Genomic DNA, 22,141 nt, shown 5'->3' on the forward strand with positions numbered 1-22,141 from the left:
TTGAAGTTATAATCGAAAGCCACTTTGACTTAACAATTCTATTTAAGTCTTAAAGTGGCTTTTGCTTTATTAGTTGCTAAGTGAGTTTAAATACGCCACTAAAACCTGCTCTTTAGTGGCATTTTTAAATTGTGGCTGATGTTGTTTTAGCCAGTCATCATCCACACCATCTTGATCTGTATCAGAGATTGCAGCAAAGCCTAAAAATTGCTTTTCATAAGTATCCCAATCGCCTATTAATTCAAATTCGTGGTCAATTAAACCGTTTTTCTTGATTGGCACAGCATCTGTTAATTGCTGATAAACTAAGTTATCAACATTATCAATAAATCGACCATTTGCATTGCGACTTGCACCTATATCTTGCGCTTTGCTGGCATCGTTAAATGCTTGCTCTGCACTAACATAGACCAATGTCTGTTGCATGGGTGAGGTAATGATTGCTTGATCAGTTAACCAAGGGCTCTTTGCATCACTCTTTGTGCGCTTTGCTTTGACTGCTTTACGGTAGTTTACACCTAAGTAGTTATGCTCACTTAGCTGTGGATTATTCTCAATGGTATTACCCATGATATAGGCTTGATTTTCTTTTATCTCAGGGGAGTACCAAATATCGGCAAACTGCATAATTTTGCTGGCTTTACCGGGTTTGTAATAATTATTGATTAAATTAAACCGACCATTTTCTGAGCCATACACATTGTTATGTCCCCAATTAAAAATAATATTATTGATAAGCTCAACAAACTCTTCATTTTGTGGGTACGGTGATTTAAGCCGATGACCATTGATCCTTGGTGTTCTACTGGCATGATTGGCAATTATGTTATTAATAAAGCTCGCATTTGCGCCGCCCCAAATACCACCATAACCATGATCCCCTTTTGGGTGAATGGAATGGCTTAAACTGTGCGAAATCATTGAGTTTTGTAGTGTGAAATTACGATTATTATAAAAACTCGCCGTTTCATCCACTGACCAACTTAATGAGCAATGATCAATAATCACATTTTCACTGTTACGTACCGTTAAAGAATCATCGGCATAGCCAAAAGTACCTAAGCGAAAGCGCAAATAACGAATAATCACATTATCAGCGGCAGATACCGTAACCGGAGCCCCGACAATAGCAATCCCACCTGGCGAGCTTTGCCCTGCAATGGTGATATTACCATGTGATATTTTAAGCTCCCCTGCCAATTTGATCACACCCGACACCGCAAATACGATAGTGCGAGGATGTTTTTGTTTAATTGCATAGCGAAGACTGCCTGGCTGCGGCTTTTCAACGTTATCTTCTAATGTAGTCACTCTATAAACTATGCCATCAACGCCGCCGGTCGCGTATTTACCAAATCCTTTTGCAGTTGGAAAAGCCAATGGCGTGTTAACTTGTACAGCGTATAAATTAGTCGAAACAAAAACCGTCAACACAGTAATGATGCTTATTAATACGATATTGAGATAGTTTAAATTATTATTCTTCAGAACTTGCATAATGTTCCTTGGCTATTGCGTTTTTAATGCTGGTTAAAATAAAAAATTGTCAATATGTAAATTGACAGTTTCATTAATACAGTGTTAACTTCATGTTATTCCATTTTGCCACCGGTGGCAAGTTGGGATTAAAATCAACGGGAATCGCATAACTTGCACACACAATTATAAGCCTGAAAAAGGAATAAAGATGAAAAGCATGAGATTAAGCGCGATCGCTGCAGCATTAATGGTTGCAATGCCACTTTATGCACAAACAGCCGATCCTGCACAGCCAAAGCTTGATAATAATACACAACAAGCCACAGCTGATGCCGAACAAGAATCAAAAAAAGCAGCCCAAGTTGCTGAAGATGATATAGAAATTATAGCTGTAACCGGTGTCTATCAAGCCGATTTGAAAGCACGCGCCATGGAGCGTGATGCTAAAGCCTTTAGTTCGGTGATTGCCACGGATGATATGGGCAACTTTGTTGACCAAAATGTCGCAGAGTCACTGCGTCGTATTCCCGGTGTCACTTTAGAGCGCAGCGAAGGTGAAGGAAAATACATTGCGGTGCGTGGTTTAGGGCCTAAATTTGTATCTGTGAGTATGAATGGTGCAGAACTCTCTGGTGCGGGGGATGATCGTAAAATAGGCCTAGATGGCATCACCAGTGATTCACTTGGTGCCATTGAAGTATTTAAAACCCTTACCCCAGATATGAACCTCAATTCAATTGGTGGTGCAGTAAATGTTAAAGCCATCTCTGCGTATGATCGTGGCAAAAACACTCTAAAAATGAAGCTACAAGATTCATACAGTGAATTACGCGAAGAGCAATCGCCAAAGTTTAGCATTGATGGTACCCAGCTATTTTTAGATGAAAAAATTGGCGTTGGTTTTGCTCTTTCTTATGAAGATAGGAAAACCCAAGTAGATGAAGCACGCCATCATAGCACCCGCGAGTTAAACTTTTTAAAAGGCGGGATTGGCCTCAGTGAAGAGGAGCTCAGTGTTGCACCAGAAATATTGATCCCCGCGCAACTTGAAAACCGCCGTGAAATTGCCGATAGAACACGTACCACCGCAACCCTAAATGTAGAATTTAAGCCCACCGCAGACAGCTTTTATTACATTCGCGGTAACTACTCAAATTACACCGATGATGACATCGCGCAAAGAGAGTTTTATAACTTTTATAATGGCGACCAAGCAGATGAAATTATCTATGTAAATGCTGATACAAAAGAGTTTGCTCTGTCTGATATCGATGTATTTAATCAGTATTTTGTCCAAGAAGGTGAAACGACCACGACTAACTACAGCTTTGGCGGTGAAAACTATATTACCGATACATGGCGGGTTGATTATGAATATGCATATTCTAAAACAGATGATAAATCAGTAGGCGATCGCCGAGTGCAATTTCGTGAGCGCGAAAATATTGTCTACGGTCAAGGCAGTAAAAATAATATTGTTGCGCAGGTGCTTACTCCAGAAGAAGCCGCTGCCTTAGGTGGTTTTGCGTTAGATCCAGACAATGATGTTTTTGCCGGTGAAGCCGATGGTGACATCAGCGATTTATCAAATATGGAATACGACAACTTATTTATGGAAGACAGTGTTCGTACGGATGAAGTCACCAGTATCAAGTTAAATATCCAAAAAGACTTTGATTTTGAGTACCTGAATTTCATCAAGTTTGGTGGTACTTATAATGAACGCGAACATTTCCGAGATAAAGATCGCTGGAGCTATGCAATAAATCCACTCGACTGCGGCACAGATGAAACCTGTATTACCGTCGCCAACTCAAATGTTACAGATTACAACTATGGGGTGCCTGAGGGTGGCTTATTTAACTACCCTTTTGTTAGTAAAGATGACCTTGAGTACATAGTTGATTCAACTAAAATCACACGCGAAAGTGCCACCGGTGGCGAGGTATCAATCGACAGTACCAAAGAGGACTATACCTTATACGAAGATACCTACGCTGCCTATATTATGGCCGAGCTGCAGCTATCAGAACAAGTTAGTGTAATCACCGGTGTACGCTATGCACATACCGAGTTTTCATCAACTGGCTATATGTCATTATCAAATGATGATTGGGATTTTGGCGGTGATCACACCTTAGATATTTCGGTGCCTTTACCTGAAGCATCTATTACCTACAGTGAATTTTTTCCAAGTATGCATCTGCGCTACGAACCGAATCCTGAAATGTTAGTGCGTACATCACTGTGGACTAGTTATACCCGCCCTTCGTTTAAACAAGCCCGTGGTTATGCACGTTTTGATAGTGATATTAGCCTATGTGATCCAACAACCAACGAATGCTACAGCACCCCCGACGGGCAAAGTGCCATTGATTTACAAGGCTATATTTTAGGGCCTGACAATGCGCTACAAGTAGGTAATCCAAACTTAGTGGCAATGACCTCAGATAACTTTGATGCCTCATTTGGCTGGTATCCATCCAAAGAGTTATTTATGGAAGCAGCAGTATTTTACAAAAATATCGATAACTTCATCGTGGATGTCACCGGTATTCAAATGAGTATTGATGAATTACCGCTTACTTTACCTGTAAACCAAGTATCTGATTTTGCAATTCCTCAAGATCTTGCTCTAAATCAGGTTGATATAACCCTCAATGGTGATAAAGCCACCGTTTACGGGATTGAACTTAGTTACAACCAGTTCTTCGAAAATGGCTTATTTTGGCAAAGTAATATGACCTTTGTAAAAAGTGAAGCCGAACTCGACGCCACGATACGACAAGACAAAATGCAGCTACCAGGCCAAGCAGATATTACCGGTAATGTTGCTGTGGGTTGGGAAGATGAAACTTTCTCGTTCCGCCTAATTAGTAATTACCGCTCGGATATTCTTGAAGAAGTTGGCTCTTGTCCTGCTACTGCCTCGGTAGCAGATCCCAAATCATGTAAATCATGGGCAGATATCTATCAAGACGATATTTTAACCTTTGATATGAAAGTCAAATATGACTTCACAAAAAGCCTCAGCGTGTACTTTGATGCCATTAACTTAACCGATGAAGCGGATTTACGTTACTTCAAAGGTAATGATTTATCTGGGGGCGAGATCCTTTACCAACGTGAGGATTATGGCCGCACGTTCCAGTTGGGTATGAATTATAAGTTTTATTAACAATCAACGAGTAATAAAAAAAACGTTAATTTCACACACAATTAACGCGTAAATGACGCGCTTTCATCCTTGGAGGGATGCATGAATAATACAATAAAAATACCATCGTGTTTGCTGCTCACCGCGATCTTAGCAGGCTGCGGTGAAGAAAGTTCTATCAATGTCAAAGAAGCCCCATTGCCACCTATTCAAGGGGTGTTTGTTGACAGCCCAGTGGCTGGTTTAACCTATAATAGCCCCTCGGTAACCAATGGCGTAACCACAGCTGACGGACAGTTCGATTACTATAGAGGTGAAGCTGTCGATTTTTCTATCGGTGCGCTTACCTTCCCTACGGTTGCCGCAGCAAATGTGCTTACCCCACTCGCGGTATTTTCAACCGATACCGTGTTTCATCCTGCGGTTATTAATAGCTTACGTTTATTGCAGTCACTCGATGTTGATGGTGATCCAAGTAATGGCATCACCATTAGCGCGCAAGCAGCCCAAGCGGCGCAGATGACGCTTGGTGAAGGACAAACGGTTACTGATTATTTTAGTAGCGATGAGTTTGAGGCTAACGTTAATGCCTGGCTCGCTGATGCAGGCTCTGTTAACAGTAGCTTAATTCCAGCTGATCAAGCTATTGTGCACTTTGTTGATTTTATTTTTGAACAATACAACAGCACCCAACCCTTAGCATTTAATACTGCCGATTTTAGCGGAACATTATACAACCCATTAGTGCAAGGCAGCGAGGCAACTATTGCACAGTTGATATTAACGCCCGTTGATGAAGCAAACCTTAGCGGTACATTCAGCCAAGTTGTCGATGGCAGCGAAACTGTAACAGGCAGTTATGCGTTTTTATTCGGTAACCGTGTACTTGCACTGACCTCAGGTGAAGGCGAGTCTGCTACCACTGAGTATATTATTTCTCGCTCACATAATACGGTTAATAATAGCTACAGTGTTTGTGCCACCAGCGATGTAAGCGCATTGGCAACACTGGTGTTGACTTGTGATAGTAATGATGATGCTAAAAACAATATTTTAGTGTTCTCCGAGCAGCAAGCGCAGGAAGAACTCATTAAGCTTAATGATCTCGCAGAGCAAGCAGGATTAGCCTTAATTGAAGAATTTGATACTGACACTGAGACATTTTTCTCATCAAGCTATAAAAGCTTATCGGCTGAGCAAGGTAGCGGTCCGCTATATTTTAAAAGTGGTGGTAGCGCAGAAATTGATGATGTAGCAGGCCAACTAATTCTTGAAGGCGATCGTATTACCATCGGTAATACCCTGCCCGGCAAAGAATCAACAGCGGCTGATAACTCAGGTGTGGGTATTTATAATTTAAGTGAAGGCTTTACCCTGAGCTTTGATGTGATTGCTCACAACGGTGCTGGTGGTCTTTCGCTGTATGTTGATAATAATACCGCCAGTCAAAGTAACTCAGTGCATGGCGGTGCCTCTAAGTTTTACGGCAAAGATATAAATGAAACCAACACCCCTGCGGGTAAACGGTTTTCTTATACCTACATTCCAGGTGAAGATGTAAATACCGGTGCCGATCTCACTCATGTCGATGCACGGGGTATTTTAAACCCAGATATTAAAAATTCGTACTTTCAAATACGCACTGATTCAGCTGCCATGATGGTCATTGACAATTTAACCATTGAAACTGTCGCTACGGATGTGCCAGATGTTGAACCACCTGTTGAGCCACCCATTGACCCTCCTGTAGAAGGTGAGATCCCAACAGTAGAATTACCAATCACCACTGACTTTACCGCGCTTACTGCGGATATTTTCTCTGTTGATCATCAAAAAATTATTGATGCTAACGGCGCTGAAATCCCAATGTTTAGCAAAACAGGCGGCTCAGTCACTGTGATTGATACCGGCTTAGAACTCGATGGTGGCCGTTTCACATTAGGTAATACTACGCCAGATATTGAAACCGCAGCAACGGATACCACCACCAGTGGAGCGTTGGATTTGTCTCGTCCATATCAAGTGGTGATGGATATTGTCAGTGTAAGCGACCCTGAAGGTGATAATAAATTCCAAATTTATGTGGATAACAATACATCTAGCAGCTCTAAATCAATCCATGGTAATGACTCACGTTTTTATAATGAATTGATCAACTCGCTTACTGTTGGTCAAACTTTAACAGTACCTGGGCAGCTTGCGACGAAAAACTCATTTTTACAGTTACGTACCGAAACAGGCGGCACTGTGGTGATCAATAACCTCAGAGTTGAGTATGTTAAAGATCCATCGGTATTTAGCTGCGCAGATGCAGCTGAACTGTATTTTTGCGATGACTTTGCCAATGGTGATTTAACTAATTGGCAAATTTTAGCCAAGCCCGATAACACTGAAGCCCCAATGGGTGAATTTGATGTACTCGACATTATGGGCAATAACATGATGCGTTACACCGCAGGCGGTGCCGGTGGAGAAATTATTTTAGCCACCGAAGAAGCTATGGCAAACGTGCCAGCGACGGGCAACTACTTTGTTGAAGCGAAAATTCGCCCACGGCAGAACTCTACAACGGCCAATAAGCAAATCTTCTTAATGGCACGCTATTTAAATGCCGGTAACTGGTATGCCGGTGGCTTAAATGTGCAAAACTCATCAAGCAGCACCCAAGTGGAAGTTGCCGTGAGTAGCGAAGGGTCAATTGCGCGTCCTGTGCAAACAAAATCACCAATCTTACTCGGTGAGAAAGGCGCCACTGAAGATGGCGTTTGGTACACCACTCGCTTTGAGATGATTGATGATCAACTTACCGTGTACTTGAACGGTGAAATAATGGGCACGGCTAGTGATACCAGCTATACCGCACGAGGCTTAATTGGTGTGTTTACGAATAATCGCTCGTTTGAGATTGATGATGTAAAAGTGGGCGACCCTAGCATCAAGCCGATTCAGCTAACCCTTGATTATAAAGAACCGACGTGGGATACCAGTACCACTATGGATCCGTTGTTGATCAATGTTACAGCGATTAAAAACGATGGAATTACAGCCGATACCTACACGGTCACATCAAGCAATGACGCTGTGGTGAGCGTTACAATTGATGCAAATATGATCACCCTCACGCCGATTGCCGCAGGTGATGCAACTGTCACGTTTGTATCTGATTCAGATCCAAGTATTACGCGTACTATTAAAGTCTCTGTGGCAGAAGGCTTTGTTATGCCAACCGCTGACTATGGTGACTTAACAGATAAAGTGATGCCAGCGATTGCTAGCGATAACCAATTTGTTGATACCCAGCTATCAATTACTTTTGATAACGCCCCTACCTTTGGCAGTTTAGGTGAAGTACGTATTTATAAACAAAACGACAACACCCTTGTTGATACACTTAAGGTTGGAAAGAACATTGATGTTATTGGCTACACTGGCCAAGATAAAGTCCGCTCTGTGTATTACTACCCGCTCACGATTGAAGGTAATACCTTAACTATTAAGCCACATAATAATGTGCTTGAATATGGCCATACCTATCGTGTTGTCATTGGTGATGATGTGGTACTGGGTGCACAACTAAACGGTGCTGATTTTGTTGGCTTAGGTGATAACAGTCAATGGACGTTCACCACTAAAGTAACAACGCCTGCAGGTAACCAACTACTGGTTGATGATGACGGTGTCGCTGATTTTAGAACCGTGCAAGGTGCACTTAACTTTGCAATGGCAAGCCTTGCTAAAGATGAGCAAACCACCATTTCTATCAAAGATGGTATCTATAATGAGTTGCTGTTCTTACGCAATAAAAATAACGTAACAATACAAGGGCAAAGCCAAGAAAACACCATTATTCAGTATGAAAACTACGAAACACTCAATGGTGGCTCTGGTGGCAGTGCGCCAGTAGGTTCAGGCACACCGGGCGGTGGTCGTGGTGTATTTTTAGTGGAAGGTGCGGATATGTTAGTGCTCAACAACCTAACATTGAAAAACACCCATTTGCGTAACAAGGTTGATTCAAACCAAGCTGAAACGATTTACTTTAATAGTAATGGCCGCTTAGTGGCTAACAATGCCAGCTTTATCAGTGAACAAGATACTCTATTACTTAAAGGTTACACTTGGTTTTACAATAGCTTAGTTGCAGGTAATGTTGACTTTATTTGGGGTTACCCAGTTACTGCATTATTTGAAGACAGTGAAATTCGCACTATTGGTGATTCGAAAGACGGTGATCCAACTAAAGACTCATCAGGTGGCTATGTACTGCAAGCCCGCGTGCCAGTACCAACAGATCCTGGCTTTATCTTCTTAAATAACCGTTTTACTCATGGCCCAGGCCCAATTGGCAATGATGTGTTAGACAATTCAACCTATATTGCACGCAGTGGGGGCAGCGACAGCTATTTTGATAACATTACGCTTATCAATAATAAGTTTGACACTCACATTGCAACCTCAGGTTGGGCTGTGCAAGGGGTTAACAGTCAACCGGCTCCAAACCCTGAAATCGCAACGGCCACCAGTGGCTGGCGCGAGTATGGCAGCATGGACTTAGCAGGTAATGCCCTTGATTTAAGTGCTCGTGTTGGCGGTTACATTATGCAAGACAGCGATGTGGTTAACTTACTTGACCGGAACGCTATTTTTGCCAGCTTTAACGATGGCCAAGGTTGGACACCTGAACCACTTGCCATTCCAGTATTACCCGATGAGCCAGTTGCAATAACACCGGTGAATAATAATCTGGGTTTTGCTGGTTATAATTTTAACCTAACCGGTGGCGCAGGAGGCACTGTGGTAACGGTCGATAATGGCACAGCGCTTAAATCGGCTTTAGCACAAGCAAAATCATCAGGCGTTCCAGTAACTATTTATGTGGATGGTGTCATTACTGATGCGAACAGCGGCGGTGACAATTCTTCTATCGAAATTAAAGATATGGATAATATCTCCATCATCGGTGTGGCAGATCGTGGTGAGCTAAGTGGTATCGGCATTGCTATTCGTCGTGCTAATAACATCATTATCCAAAACTTAAAAATCCATGAAGTACTTACCGGCGGTAAAGATGGTATTTCGATCGAAGGTGATGAAAATAAACCTACCGCGAATATCTGGATCGATCATAACGAACTCTATTCATCGTTAAATGTTGATCAAGACTATTACGATGGTTTAATTGATTCTAAATCGGGTGCTGAAAACATCACCATTTCATATAACTATATTCACGATAGTTGGAAAACCTCATTACATGGTCACAGTGATGATGACTCAAGTAGCAATAAAAATCGCCATATTACCTTTCACCATAACCGTTTTGAAAACATAGTCTCGCGGGTTCCATTATTTAGATTTGGTCAAGGTCATCTGTTCAATAACTATTACAACAATATCACCTCTAGTGCGATTAACTCACGGATGGGCGCAGAGCTACATATTGAAAATAACTACTTTGAGCATACTAAAAACCCTGTGGTTTCTTTTTACTCAAAAGTAATTGGTTATTGGAATACCTCGGGTAATTACTTAGGTGAAGGCGTTAGTTGGGGCGATGTGGCTGATGGTGATGTGGCAGCAGAAGTAACGGCTTCGGGCATAACGCCAACAAGCTCTTACCAAGCACCTTATGAGTATACTTTGACGCCAGTCATGGATGTTAAAGCGCATGTAATTGCCCATGCGGGGATTGGTAAAATTGATCAAAGCAATTTGGACATTCCTGACATTGCAGCGCCAAGTGAGCCACCGGTGCAACAGCCGCTAGGTTTACCATTTACTGAAAATTTTGCCGCAGCGAATACCGACGAGTTTTTTAGTAATAGTTATCGCGACTTATCGGGCTTAGCTGGATCTGGTACCCCGCTGTTTCATCGTGTCACTGGCACTATTGATGTATCAGCAGGCCAATTAACCATGACAGGTGCGCGTATTAGTATTGCTAATACCACCCCTGCGGTGAGTACCACCGCAGCAGATGCAAGCACCACGGGGTTACTGGATTTAAGTAATAGCTATCAAGTGAGCTTTACGGTCGCCGATGTGACAGGCAATACCGCCAAGAACTTCCAAATATATGTAGATAACAACACCTCTGGTAGCGCGAATTCAATTCACGGTAGTTCGTCGAAGTTCTACTCAGTACAGCTTCAAGACCTAGTCCCTGGGCAAACCTACACAGTCGATGGACTCGTAGCCACTGCTACCTCATTCATCACTATCAGAACGGAAAGTGAAGCCACTATCACATTGGATGAAATAACCATTCAATAGTTGTAATGAGCGCAGCCAAGCGCTGCTTTCACTCAATATGATAGTTACCAATCCCCTTGCTCTGTAGAGCAAGGGGATTTTTTTATCCATATCATTCCTTTCTCTTTGTGCAATAAGACCTTTAAGTGAATAATTCACAAAGAGATTAACAGGCGCTGCGCTTAAAGAGCTAGGGCATCATGAAATTAAAGTTTTTAAATTGATATTAGAGTCAAACGTGGCAGGACTTGCGGCGTTCAAAATGTGCCAGATATTAAAAAAGAAAGCGCCCTACTGTGTAGTAAGGCGCATTGTATCTCTGTAAGCAAAAGATTAAGGAGATTTAATCTAGGCTATTTAGCACATTTATTAGTAGATTCACGTTTCACTAAATAAGGCGTGACTACGTCATCTAATTTAATTCTTTCACTTTGTGTCGATTGGCTTTTATTAATCAGCTTTTGCACCGCTAAGCACGCCATATTTTGTACCGGCCTGCGAATGGTGGTTAACGATGGAATAATCCGTGAAGCCAAAATATTATCATCAAACCCAGCAACCGAAAGCTCTTCTGGTACTTTGATATTGAGGTTATTAGCAACACGCAAAACCCCTGCCGCCATTTCATCATTATTAGCAACAATGGCAGTTGGGCGTGGCTCAGTGTTTAATAAACTCATCGCGCACTCGATGCCGCTTTCGTAACTGTTTTTACCTTCAATGATGCGATGTGAAGGCAATTGCACATTACATTGTTGCAATTCAGCTAAAAAGCCGGCTAAGCGTTCGATTGAAGAACGATATACTTGCGGACCTGAAATAAAACCAATGTCTTTATGACCCAGTTCAACCAAGTAGCTGGCCATTTCTTTCATCGCCGCCCGTTCATCAGACACCACAATGTTATCGGCATCGTCTAAATCGACCGATGCTAAACGCACATACGGACAACCAGCTTCACGAATTGCTGCAGCCAACTCTTTGTTTTCAGATACTGGCGGTAAAATAATCACGCCATCAAGCTTAGAGCGCGAGATAAATGACAGGCAATCATCAATAAATTCAGCACTTTTAGAGTAACTAGGATGCACAACCAGCTCATAACCAAGTTCTGAGCAGACGCTTAATGCGCCTCGTTGCACCTGATCAATATACAGTGCATCGGGGTTATCATAAATTAAACCTAATAAATAAGAACGACTAGATGCTAGCCCCCGTGCTTGTTTGTCAGGAGAAAAACCAACTTCGCTGATAATTTTAAGCACTCGCTCTCGCGTCGCTTCACCCACAGCAGGAGAGCGGTTGATCACACGTGAAACTGTGCGCTTTGAAACACCGCACAGCTTAGCTACATCATTAATCGTTACTGACATAAAAGTTCCTATTTAGGATGATTGCAAAGTTTAACACTAACCGTAGATCCATAGAAGTAGTTAGTCAGCTCTTGTTATACATTGACTACTTTGATTTAAAAGAAAAATGGAGCTGTTGAGCTCCATCACAGATTTGTTTGGTTAAGTTGACCTAAACGCTGACAAATAAATTATCTCAAGTTCAGGTTAGTTACTCGATTAAACCAAATAAGCGCGGTAATGTTTCACTGATCGCAGGTACATAGGTCACTAACATTAATACCAGAAACATCACAGCATACAGCGGTAACATTGGTTTGATGATTTTATGCAACGACGTTTTTGCCACCGCACAACTGACAAACAGTACACTGCCAACCGGTGGCGAAACCAAGCCAATCGATAGATTTAACACAATCATAATACCAAATTGAATGGGTGACATGCCAAGCTGCTCAGCTACTGGTAAAAATATTGGGGTAAATATCAACACCGCTGGGGTCATATCAATAAACGCACCAACTAAAATCAGAATCAGGTTGATCAGCAGTAAAATTAATAACGGGTTTTCACTGAGCGTTAAAAAGAACTCACTGACCAGTTGTGGAATATGGGTGTACGACAATAACCACGACATGCCCGACGACGCGGCAATGATCAGCATTACAATAGCGGTTGTTTCACAGGCTTTCAGTAATATAGCAGGCATTTCAGCTATATTGATTTCTCGGTAGATAAATACCGACAGTACTAAAGCATAAATAACGGCAATAGCGCCTGCTTCAGTTGCGGTAAATACCCCGCCAATAATGCCGCCAATAACAATAAAGATCAGTAGTAAGCTTGGCAAAGCAGCGAGTATTTTTTCCAGCACAAGCTTAAATGGCAGTCTTGCTGTTACTGGGTAGTTGTTGCGAATAGAGTAAATAGCGCAAACAATCATCAACGCCAGCCCCACTAAAATCCCAGGTAAGTAGCCGGCAATGAATAATGCCGCTATCGACACCCCACCACTGGCAATTGCATAGATAATTAAAATATTACTCGGTGGTATTAACATGCCCGTAGTAGCGGCACTGGCCGTTACCGCTGCAGCAAAACTGGCACTGTAGCCATGTTTTTTCATCTCCGGCACCATAAAACTGCCAATCGCTGAAGTTGCAGCAACGGCAGAGCCTGAGATTGCACCAAATAACATGCACGACATTACATTTACCAGTGCCAAGCCGCCGGGTAAAAAGCCTATCATCGCCATCGCACATTCAATTAGCCGTTTAGCAATGCCGCCTTGGCCCATTATCAACCCAGATAGAATAAAAAACGGGATTGCCAGTAATGCAAAGCTATCAATCCCCCCCGCCATTTGCTGAGCTATGGTAGTGGTGGCAGGCGTGAAGTCGATGTGCATTAACAGCGCCGCTAATGTTGACAGTGCAATACACAAAGAAATAGGTACATTAATAAACAATAAAGTAAAAAAACAAACGATTAATACAATTGCCGTTAAATCCATTACGCTTGCTCCTTGAATGTTTGCTGTGCATAATTAACTAAGTTTTCAATGCAGTTTATAACTATCAGCACCCCGCTCAGCGGTAACACGATATACACATAACCCATGTTGATCTCAAGCGCTGCTGACGTTTGCTTTAATTCAAAGCTCAACATCATTAAACGACTGCCGCCATAAACCAAGATACTTAACGCAGTGAACAACACGCAGATTTCGATTAAAAATGAGCATTTATGTCTAAGCGACGGGATCATTTTTTGATAAAACAGATCAAGCCCTAAGTGGGCTTTAGTGCGATACGCATAGGACGCGCCTAACACCCCGATCCAAATCAGTAAAAAACGTGCTAACTCTTCGGTGTATGAGCTGGGCGCTCGTAAAATAAACCGTGAAAAAACTTGCCAACAAACGACGGTTACAATCGCTATCATGGCTAAAATCAGTAATCGCTCGATGATGCGATTTAAGTGTGTGTTTAGTTGTCGCATTGTGTGCCTCTACATGCTTTTTATTTTTTTAATATGCTCTGCAACCGCTGTATCAGCGAACGAAGCATGAAAATCAGCCACTTTATCTTGAAACGCTTGTTTATCTGGGTAGGTCACTTGTACGCCCTCAGCAATCACCGCTTTAAGTGCTTCATCGGATGCGTTTTGCCACAGTGAACGTTGATACTCAACTGAGTCGGCCATCGCTTGGCTTAACCACTGTTGTTGTTCACTATTAAGCGAATTCCACACGTCTAAACTGGCTAAAATCACATCTGGCACGAAAGTGTGTTCATCCAGTGAATAATATTTAGCGATTTCGTAATGACGAGATAAGTAATAGCTTGGTGGATTATTCTCTGCGCCATCTACTACACCTTGTTGCAGTGCAGCATACAATTCACCCCATGCAATCGGCGCTGCTGCGCCGCCTAAAGCTTGCACTGTTGCCACGGCTGTGGGGCTATTTAACACGCGAATTTTTTTGCCAATTAAATCTTCAGGGGTATTAATCGCACCATTAGTAGTATAAAAGCTGCGGCTGCCTGCATCGTAATAACCCAACCCTTTGAGTCTTGCAGTACTTACTTTATTAAGTAGCTCGGTACCTAAATCGCTTTTAAGCACTCGCCAAAAATGTTCGCTATCACGAAATAAATACGGAATACCAAACACTTTCATCTCTGGTACAAAGCCTTCCAGCGGGCTTGCCGATACTTTAGTGATTGATAAACTGCCTATTTGTAATAACTCAATGAGTTCGCGTTCAGACCCTAATTGACCGCCTGGGTAGATGACAATTTCCATTGTGTCATTGGAATAAAATGCCAAACGTTCAGCCATATATTCCATTGCTTGATGCACCACATGACGGGTATCGAGTGTATGCGCCAAGGTTAATCGCACTGTTTTTTTGTCATCGCTGCAACTGCTAAGCAAAAATAACGACAAAACCAGCATTATCTTTATGAGAAGATTTCTATTCATTATTATTTCTTCTTATCGCTATATGATCATAAAAGAGCTGATTATCTCAGCTCGCTCGGTTGATATTTATCCATATCATCATAATCGAGGTTTTCACCTGCCATGCCCCAAATAAAACTGTAATTTTGTGTACCAGCACCTGAGTGAATTGACCACGGCGGCGACACCACAGCTTGCTCGTTATGCACCCAAATGTGGCGAGTTTCAGTGGGCTCGCCCATAAAGTGACACACGGCTTGCTGCTCGGGCAGTTCAAAATAAAAATACACTTCGTTACGGCGATCATGTTGATGGGCAGGCATAGTATTCCAAACACTGCCCGGTTTTAGCTCAGTTAAGCCCATTTGTAATTGGCATGTTTGCACCACGGTATTGATCAGCATCTGGTTAATATCGCGCTCATTTGAAGTTTCAAGTGCTCCTAAGTGCAGTACATTGGCATCATCACGCGTTACTAACTTATTTGGGTATTTATGATGGGCAGGCGCAGAATTGAGATAAAACTTTGCTGGGTTCTTGCTGTCGTGACTTTTAAATACCACGTCATTGGTATCTTTACCTAAATACAAGGCATCTTTATAGCCAAGCTGAAAATCTTCGCCATCAGCAGTTACTGTGCCGCTGCCACCGACATTTATTACTCCGAGTTCGCGACCCGTTAAAAAGTTTGCAGCTTTTAAGTTGTCTACGGTTTCTAGCGTAAGTGACGTGCTGGTTGGTACTGCACTGCCCACCATAAAACGCTCATAGTGAGTGTATAGCCAATAAATGCTGTTCTCTTGCATGAGTTTGTCGACCAAAAACTCATCTCTTAACTGTTGGGTGTCATAGCCTTTAACTTCATTTGGCCCGACGGCATAACGTGACTCTATTTCTGTGCTCATAACATGCTACCTAAAATTAAAAATTATCGTGCTAACCAGCCACCATCAACCGCGAGAATATGGCCATTGACATAGTCACTGGCTGTTGATGATAAAAAGATGGCTGAACCAATTAAGTCTTCTGCTTCGCCCCAACGCCCCGCAGGAATACGCTTTTCAATTTCGCTATTGCGAGCGGCATCATCTTGTAAAGCTTGGGTGTTATCAGTTCTGAAATAACCAGGGGCAATGGCATTGACCTGAATATTGTGTTGTGCCCATTCGTTTGCTAATGCTTTAGTAAGACCCGCAACTGCATGTTTACTGGCGGTATAGGCTGGCACTGTCATGCCGCCGCTGTATGACAACATCGAGGCAATATTAATTATTTTGCCAAAGCCTTGTTTGATCATATTTGGCGCAACCGCTTGTGCTAATAAAAAGCTAGCATCAAGGTTTACTTTCATCACGTGCTGCCATTGCTCATACGGATAATCCACCGCAGGGCTGCGAAATATGGTGCCACCAACATTAACCAAAATATCAATACCGCCATGGTTTGCTAAGGCTGTTACTGCTAATGCGTTAACTGAATCTGCATCACTTAAGTCAGCGGCATAGTCATAAGCCTCACCACCGCGGTCTTGGATCATCTGACACGTTGTTTGGCAGCCTTGCTCTTTACTACTGCTGCAAATAACCTTTGCACCAGCAGCTGCTAAACCCAATGCTATTTGCTGACCCAGTCCACGGCTTGCACCGGTAACCAGCGCTGTTTTTGAAGTGAGATCAAATAAAGTGGCTGTCATGTTAAGTTCCTATCAATTTATTTATGCTTAATTACTAATTCAATGTAAATCGAATTGGCTAAACTTGTTAACACCCATTCTTCGCTACCGGTGGCAGTTTGTCAAATACTATTTGCCACCGGTGGCAAATATAGCTAAGATGTAACAATCAATCAGCCCATATAACGTTTATAGGTTCATATTATGCAAGCACTGAATAGAAAAAACTTTAATAAAAACAAATACCCAACAAAAATAATGCAATACGGTGAGGGAAATTTCTTGCGTGCCTTTATCGATTGGCAAATTGATAAACTCAATGAAACAACGGATCTTAACGCCGGTGTTGCGGTGATCCGCCCTATCGATTACGACGCAATTCCTTTACTTAATGTCCAAGACGGCTTGTATACCACTATTATTCGTGGCTTAAATGAGCAAGGTGAAACAGTCGCCGATCACCGTATCATTAGTTCAATCAATGAAGAAATTCCAGTTTATAAAGACTTCCCCCGTTATATGGCACTGGCTGAAAACCCTGATCTGAAAATTATTTTTTCAAATACCACTGAAGCCGGTATTGAGTACATTGATACAGATAAACTCAGTGACGCGCCCGCTAAAGCATTCCCTGCAAAATTGACGCAGTGGCTATTCCATCGCTTTAACCACTTTAATGGCTCAGCTGAGAGTGGCATGGTGATCATCCCTTGCGAGTTAATTGACTACAACGGCGAGAAACTCAAAGAAATCGTGTTTCAATACTGTCAACTTTGGCAACTACCAGAGGCGTTTACAAACTGGCTTAGTGAGGCTAACCACTTTTGCTCAAGCTTAGTTGACCGCATTGTGACAGGCTTCCCACGTGATGAGCATCAACAACTGCAAGAATCATTAGGCTACTTAGATAACTTTATGGTGACCGCTGAGTACTTTCACTTGTTTGTTATTCAAGGGCCGCAGCATCTTGCAGAATTGCTATGCTTGCAAAACAGTGACCTGAATATAAAAATTGTTGATGATATCTCACCGTACAAGCAACAAAAAGTCGGTATTTTAAATGGTGCTCATACGGCTTTAGTGCCACTGGCTTACATGGCGAACATTGATTCTGTGGGTGATGCGTTGGCAGATCCTTTGTTTGAAAAATACTTAACGCAATTAATTTTTGCTGAAATTATTCCCACTCTTGATTTACCGGAAGATGAATTAAAGCGCTTTGCCAATGATGTATTGAACCGCTTTAGAAATCCGTATATTTGCCATTTATTACTGGCTATTTCGCTCAACAGTATGACTAAATTTAAGACCCGAATTTTGCCGCAGTTACATACCTATGTAACAACAAATAACGCAGTACCGAATATGATGGCACTGGCTATTGCTGGGCAAATTTTAATGTATAAAGGCCTGCGTAATGACCAGCCAATTGCACTGAGTGATGCACCACAATGGTTAGAATTATTTAATACCTTATGGCATGACTTTGATAACAATGCGTTGTCATTAACGGCCCTTGTTGAACAAGTGCTAGGCGCAAAATGGCATTGGGAAAGTGATTTAAATACGCTGCCAGAATTAACCAGTACAGTCACAACTCACCTACGTAATATGCTCACTGAAGGTGTAGCTAGTACGCTTACTAACCAGTTAGGCCAATAATATGAAAGCATTAATTAAACTACATCCGACCGATGACGTTGCTATTGCAATGCGTAATATCACTGCGGGTGAAATACTGCCCGTTGATGGCGAAGAGATTTTAGTCAATGAGAACATTGATAAAGGCCATAAAGTGGCGCTGCGTGATATTAATAAACAAGAGAATATTATTAAATACGGCGCCCCAATTGGCTTTGCCCTAGAGCATATTCAAAAAGGCGGCTGGGTGCATACCCATTGCGTTAAAACCACCCTTAACGATGAGCTTGAATACCAGTATATTCCTGAATTTATTGAGCAAAGTGAAGCAACTCCTTCACCTGCTGTTAACCTTTACCGTCGTCAAAATGGCGAAGTCGGTATTCGTAATGAAATCTGGCTGATCCCTACGGTAGGCTGTGTCAATGGCATGATCAACCAAATGATCAAAGAGTTTAAACTTCGTCATCCACAATTAGAAATTGATGGCATTTATGCGTTTCCTCACCAGTTTGGCTGCTCGCAGCTGGGCGATGATTTAGACACAACACGGATACTGCTACAAAACATGGCACTGCATCCAAATGCGGGTGGCGCTTTAGTCGTTGGCTTAGGCTGTGAAAATAATCAATTACCGGCATTTCGTGATGGCTTAGGGGATTACGATGAAGGCCGCATTAAGTTTTTGATCACCCAACAAGCCGATGACGAAATTGAAGAAGGCGTTGCGCTACTTGAACAAATTTATGCCCAAGTAAAACAAGATAAACGTCAACCGGGTACTTTATCTGAAGTAAAGTTTGGCCTTGAATGTGGTGGCAGCGATGGTTTGTCTGGTATCACTGCGAATCCGATGCTCGGTTATTTTTCGGATTATTTAATCGCCCAAGGTGGTACCACAGTACTGACCGAAGTGCCTGAAATGTTTGGCGCTGAAACCTTATTAATGTCGCGCTGCAAAGATGAAGAGACCTTTAACAAGCTGGTCAGCATGGTGAATAACTTTAAAGGTTATTACAAAGCTCATAATCAACCGATTTATGAAAATCCGTCGCCAGGTAATAAAAAAGGCGGCATCACTACCTTAGAAGATAAATCGTTAGGGTGTACGCAAAAAGCCGGCAGCAGCAAAGTACAAGCGGTTTTGCACTATGGTGAACGCCTGCAAATACCTGGATTAAATCTATTGGATGCACCAGGTAACGACCCGATTGCCACCAGCGCACTCGGTGCTGCCGGTTGTCATATGGTGTTATTTACCACTGGCCGCGGTACGCCTTATGGTGGATTTGTGCCAACGTTAAAAATTGCCACTAATTCAGAACTGGCGAATAAGAAAAAACGCTGGATAGATTTTGACGCTGGCGTTTTAATTAACGATGTCACCATGGAGCAAGTCCACGGGGAGTTTGTTGAACTGCTAGTCAACATTGTAAACGGCCAACCCACCTGCAATGAAATAAACGACATTCGTGAAGTCGCTATTTGGAAAAAAGGAGTGACGTTATAAATGACGCCTAAGTCCATCGCAATTATTGGCGAATGTATGGTTGAGCTTAGCGGCCAACCATTTACTGCCATGCAGCAAAATTATGGCGGCGATAGCATGAATACCGCCATTTACTTAAAAAAACTCGCAGGCAATGAAGTAAACGTCAATTACGTCAGTGCTATGGGCACTGATCCACTAAGTCGTGCCCTCATCGAAAAATGGCAAGCTCATCATATTAATACCGACAATGTGCTACTCAGTCATAACAAACAACCGGGTTTGTATATGATTCAAAACGATGCATCTGGAGAGCGTACTTTTCAGTATTGGCGCAGCGATTCAGCGGCTAAATATTTAGTGCAACATGCTGATTTTAATAAAGTGCTTACAGCGCTCGCTCAAGTTGATGCTATTTATTTGTCGGGGATCTCACTGGCAATCTTATCGGAGCAAGACTGCCATACTTTACTCAGCCATTTAGCGCAGCTAAAACAGCAAGGGATAAAAATTATTTATGATAGCAACTACCGCCCTGCATTATGGTTAAGCAAAATGCACTGCCACCTTGCCAATAATAAAGCCTATGCACTGGCCGATTTAGCATTAGTGACCTTTGACGATGAAGCACAATTGTGGGGAGATAGCAGTGTTGCGCAATGTACCGAACGCTTGCACCAACAAGGCGCTCATGAGGTCGTTGTAAAACTCGGCGCGGATGGCTGCCAATACAGTAAAAAACACCCTGATAATGCCATTTCAGTCGAGCTGTTTAATACTGTCGCGGTAGAAAAAGTGATCGACACGACCGCCGCCGGCGACTCGTTTAATGCCGGTTTCTTAGCGTATTGGCTAACGGAGCAGCCTATAAAGCACTGTGCTCAAGCGGGTAATTTACTGGCCGCACAAGTGATCCAACAACGTGGTGCTATTGTTAAGATAGACACCCCAGCAATAAAAAATACCATAGAAAATAAGTAACACTATGAAAAAACGCTTTTTATTATATTTTTGTTTATTGATTACCTACTTTGGCTTGCAGGCGGCAACGCCGCCAATTGGTAGCGAGCCAAGTAAGGTATTGTATGTTGATAAAACACGGCCAAGCGCTTTTAAAACCATTCAAGCCGCGATTGATGCCAGTAGCCAGTTTAAATCGGCGATTATCTTAATTGGCCCTGGGTTATATCAAGAAAAACTGTACATCACCCGTAATAACCTCAGTTTAGTCGGCAGTTCGCTTAGCGATACGCGTATCGAATATGCGCAGCTTCGTAACAACTGGCGGGAGCAACACGATAGTGATTGGGGCGCTGCGGTGATCAATATTGCTGGCAGTGACATCAATATTGTTAATCTAACAGTGACCAACAATTATGGTCGCTTACATAACACCCATGACCATCAATTCGCTATTCGCGGCTTTGAAAATGCCACACGGATCATCTTGCATCAGTGTGATATTAGCGCCGATGGTGCTGATACATTAAGTTTATGGAATAAAGACAATGGCCTTTATTACCATTCTTATTGCTCATTTACTGGGGCAACGGATATGGTGTGCCCGCGTGGTACGGCGCTTATCGAACACTCAACATTTTTCAATCTGAAACAAACGGCAACCTTGTGGCATGATGGTGAGCGTGATCCAGAGCAAAAACTCGTCGTTGCCAACAGTACCTTTGACGGGGTGAAAAACTTCTGGCTTGGCCGCCATCACTATGATGCGCAGTTTTATTTATTTAATAATCAATTTTCAAAAAATTTGGCCGATAAAGCCATTTTTAAGAAAACCTATAAGGACGCTTCACGCAATCGTAACAACTATTATGGTGATCGTTACTACTTTTATGCCAATCAGAGCCCAATGGATTTTCCTTGGTTAGCAACCAATATAACCCAAGCTCAACACACGCAGTTTACTGAACCATCATTAGAGCAATGGGTATTTAAAAACAACTGGCAGCCTAGTAAGGTGCTTAGTGAACTACAACAAGAAATACAAAATCAACAATTTAAAAGCGAGCCATTTACGTTATAAACATCAGTAATGCCTCGCAATCGAACCTGAGTGCATACCTAAGCCTACTTTTTTAAAATAACTGCTGTGAGACGCTTATTTTATTTAAGTA

At 42.3% G+C, this 22,141-nt stretch carries 13 protein-coding genes; 6 read left to right on the top strand and 7 right to left on the bottom strand.

Going from position 1 to position 22,141, the window contains the following annotated elements:
• Positions 1 to 69: 69 nt before the first annotated feature.
• A complete protein-coding gene (locus ACMVDV_RS19440) occupies positions 70 to 1,497 on the bottom strand; it encodes a pectate lyase family protein (protein WP_416159304.1) in 1,428 nt (475 codons plus the stop codon).
• 190 nt (positions 1,498 to 1,687) lie between these two features.
• Here ACMVDV_RS19440 and ACMVDV_RS19445 point away from each other — a divergent pair, with 190 nt between their 5' ends.
• Both ACMVDV_RS19445 and ACMVDV_RS19450 read left to right on the top strand, forming a co-directional pair.
• Entirely contained in the window at positions 1,688 to 4,657 is a 2,970-nt protein-coding gene (locus ACMVDV_RS19445; protein ID WP_416159305.1) for a TonB-dependent receptor, read from the top strand.
• Positions 4,658 to 4,738: 81 nt separating this feature from the next.
• Complete coding sequence (locus ACMVDV_RS19450) at positions 4,739 to 10,909, top strand: pectate lyase (RefSeq protein WP_416159306.1); 6,171 nt, start codon at positions 4,739 to 4,741, stop codon at positions 10,907 to 10,909.
• A gap of 332 nt (positions 10,910 to 11,241) precedes the next feature.
• Here the strand turns inward: ACMVDV_RS19450 and ACMVDV_RS19455 are convergent, their stop codons facing one another.
• The 6 genes from ACMVDV_RS19455 to ACMVDV_RS19480 form a co-directional block, all read right to left on the bottom strand.
• Positions 11,242 to 12,261 carry a LacI family DNA-binding transcriptional regulator gene (locus ACMVDV_RS19455; protein WP_416159307.1) on the bottom strand — a complete coding sequence of 340 codons (1,020 nt, stop codon included), beginning with the start codon at positions 12,259 to 12,261 and terminating at the stop codon, positions 11,242 to 11,244.
• 190 nt (positions 12,262 to 12,451) lie between these two features.
• Complete coding sequence (locus tag ACMVDV_RS19460; RefSeq protein WP_416159308.1) at positions 12,452 to 13,753, bottom strand: TRAP transporter large permease; 1,302 nt, start codon at positions 13,751 to 13,753, stop codon at positions 12,452 to 12,454.
• Positions 13,753 to 14,241 carry a TRAP transporter small permease gene (locus tag ACMVDV_RS19465; RefSeq protein ID WP_416159309.1) on the bottom strand — a complete coding sequence of 163 codons (489 nt, stop codon included), beginning with the start codon at positions 14,239 to 14,241 and terminating at the stop codon, positions 13,753 to 13,755. Before ACMVDV_RS19465 ends, ACMVDV_RS19460 begins: the two co-directional genes overlap by 1 nt.
• Positions 14,242 to 14,250: 9 nt before the next feature.
• A complete protein-coding gene (locus ACMVDV_RS19470) occupies positions 14,251 to 15,228 on the bottom strand; it encodes a TRAP transporter substrate-binding protein (RefSeq protein WP_304185783.1) in 978 nt (325 codons plus the stop codon).
• 41 nt (positions 15,229 to 15,269) lie between these two features.
• Complete coding sequence (gene kduI, locus ACMVDV_RS19475) at positions 15,270 to 16,112, bottom strand: 5-dehydro-4-deoxy-D-glucuronate isomerase (RefSeq protein WP_416159310.1); 843 nt, start codon at positions 16,110 to 16,112, stop codon at positions 15,270 to 15,272.
• 23 nt (positions 16,113 to 16,135) lie between these two features.
• Complete coding sequence (locus ACMVDV_RS19480; RefSeq protein WP_416159311.1) at positions 16,136 to 16,900, bottom strand: SDR family oxidoreductase; 765 nt, start codon at positions 16,898 to 16,900, stop codon at positions 16,136 to 16,138.
• A gap of 183 nt (positions 16,901 to 17,083) precedes the next feature.
• On the opposite strand from ACMVDV_RS19480, the gene ACMVDV_RS19485 reads away from it, so the two are divergent.
• Genes ACMVDV_RS19485 through ACMVDV_RS19500 form a run of 4 tightly spaced genes read left to right on the top strand, consistent with a single transcriptional unit; the run spans position 17,084 to position 22,050 of the window.
• Positions 17,084 to 18,541: a tagaturonate reductase gene (locus ACMVDV_RS19485; RefSeq protein WP_416159312.1), complete on the top strand. Its 1,458-nt coding sequence runs from the start codon at positions 17,084 to 17,086 to the stop codon at positions 18,539 to 18,541.
• Position 18,542: 1 nt separating this feature from the next.
• Positions 18,543 to 20,030 carry a UxaA family hydrolase gene (locus ACMVDV_RS19490; protein ID WP_416159313.1) on the top strand — a complete coding sequence of 496 codons (1,488 nt, stop codon included), beginning with the start codon at positions 18,543 to 18,545 and terminating at the stop codon, positions 20,028 to 20,030.
• A complete protein-coding gene (locus ACMVDV_RS19495) occupies positions 20,031 to 20,990 on the top strand; it encodes a sugar kinase (RefSeq protein WP_416159314.1) in 960 nt (319 codons plus the stop codon). It begins immediately after the preceding gene.
• Positions 20,991 to 20,994: 4 nt separating this feature from the next.
• Positions 20,995 to 22,050, top strand: a complete 1,056-nt coding sequence (locus ACMVDV_RS19500; protein WP_416159315.1) for a pectinesterase family protein — start codon at positions 20,995 to 20,997, stop codon at positions 22,048 to 22,050.
• The last annotated feature ends 91 nt before the right edge of the window (positions 22,051 to 22,141 follow it).

Source organism: Pseudoalteromonas sp. ASV78, from assembly GCF_047806705.1.
GTDB lineage: Bacteria > Pseudomonadota > Gammaproteobacteria > Enterobacterales > Alteromonadaceae > Pseudoalteromonas > Pseudoalteromonas prydzensis_A.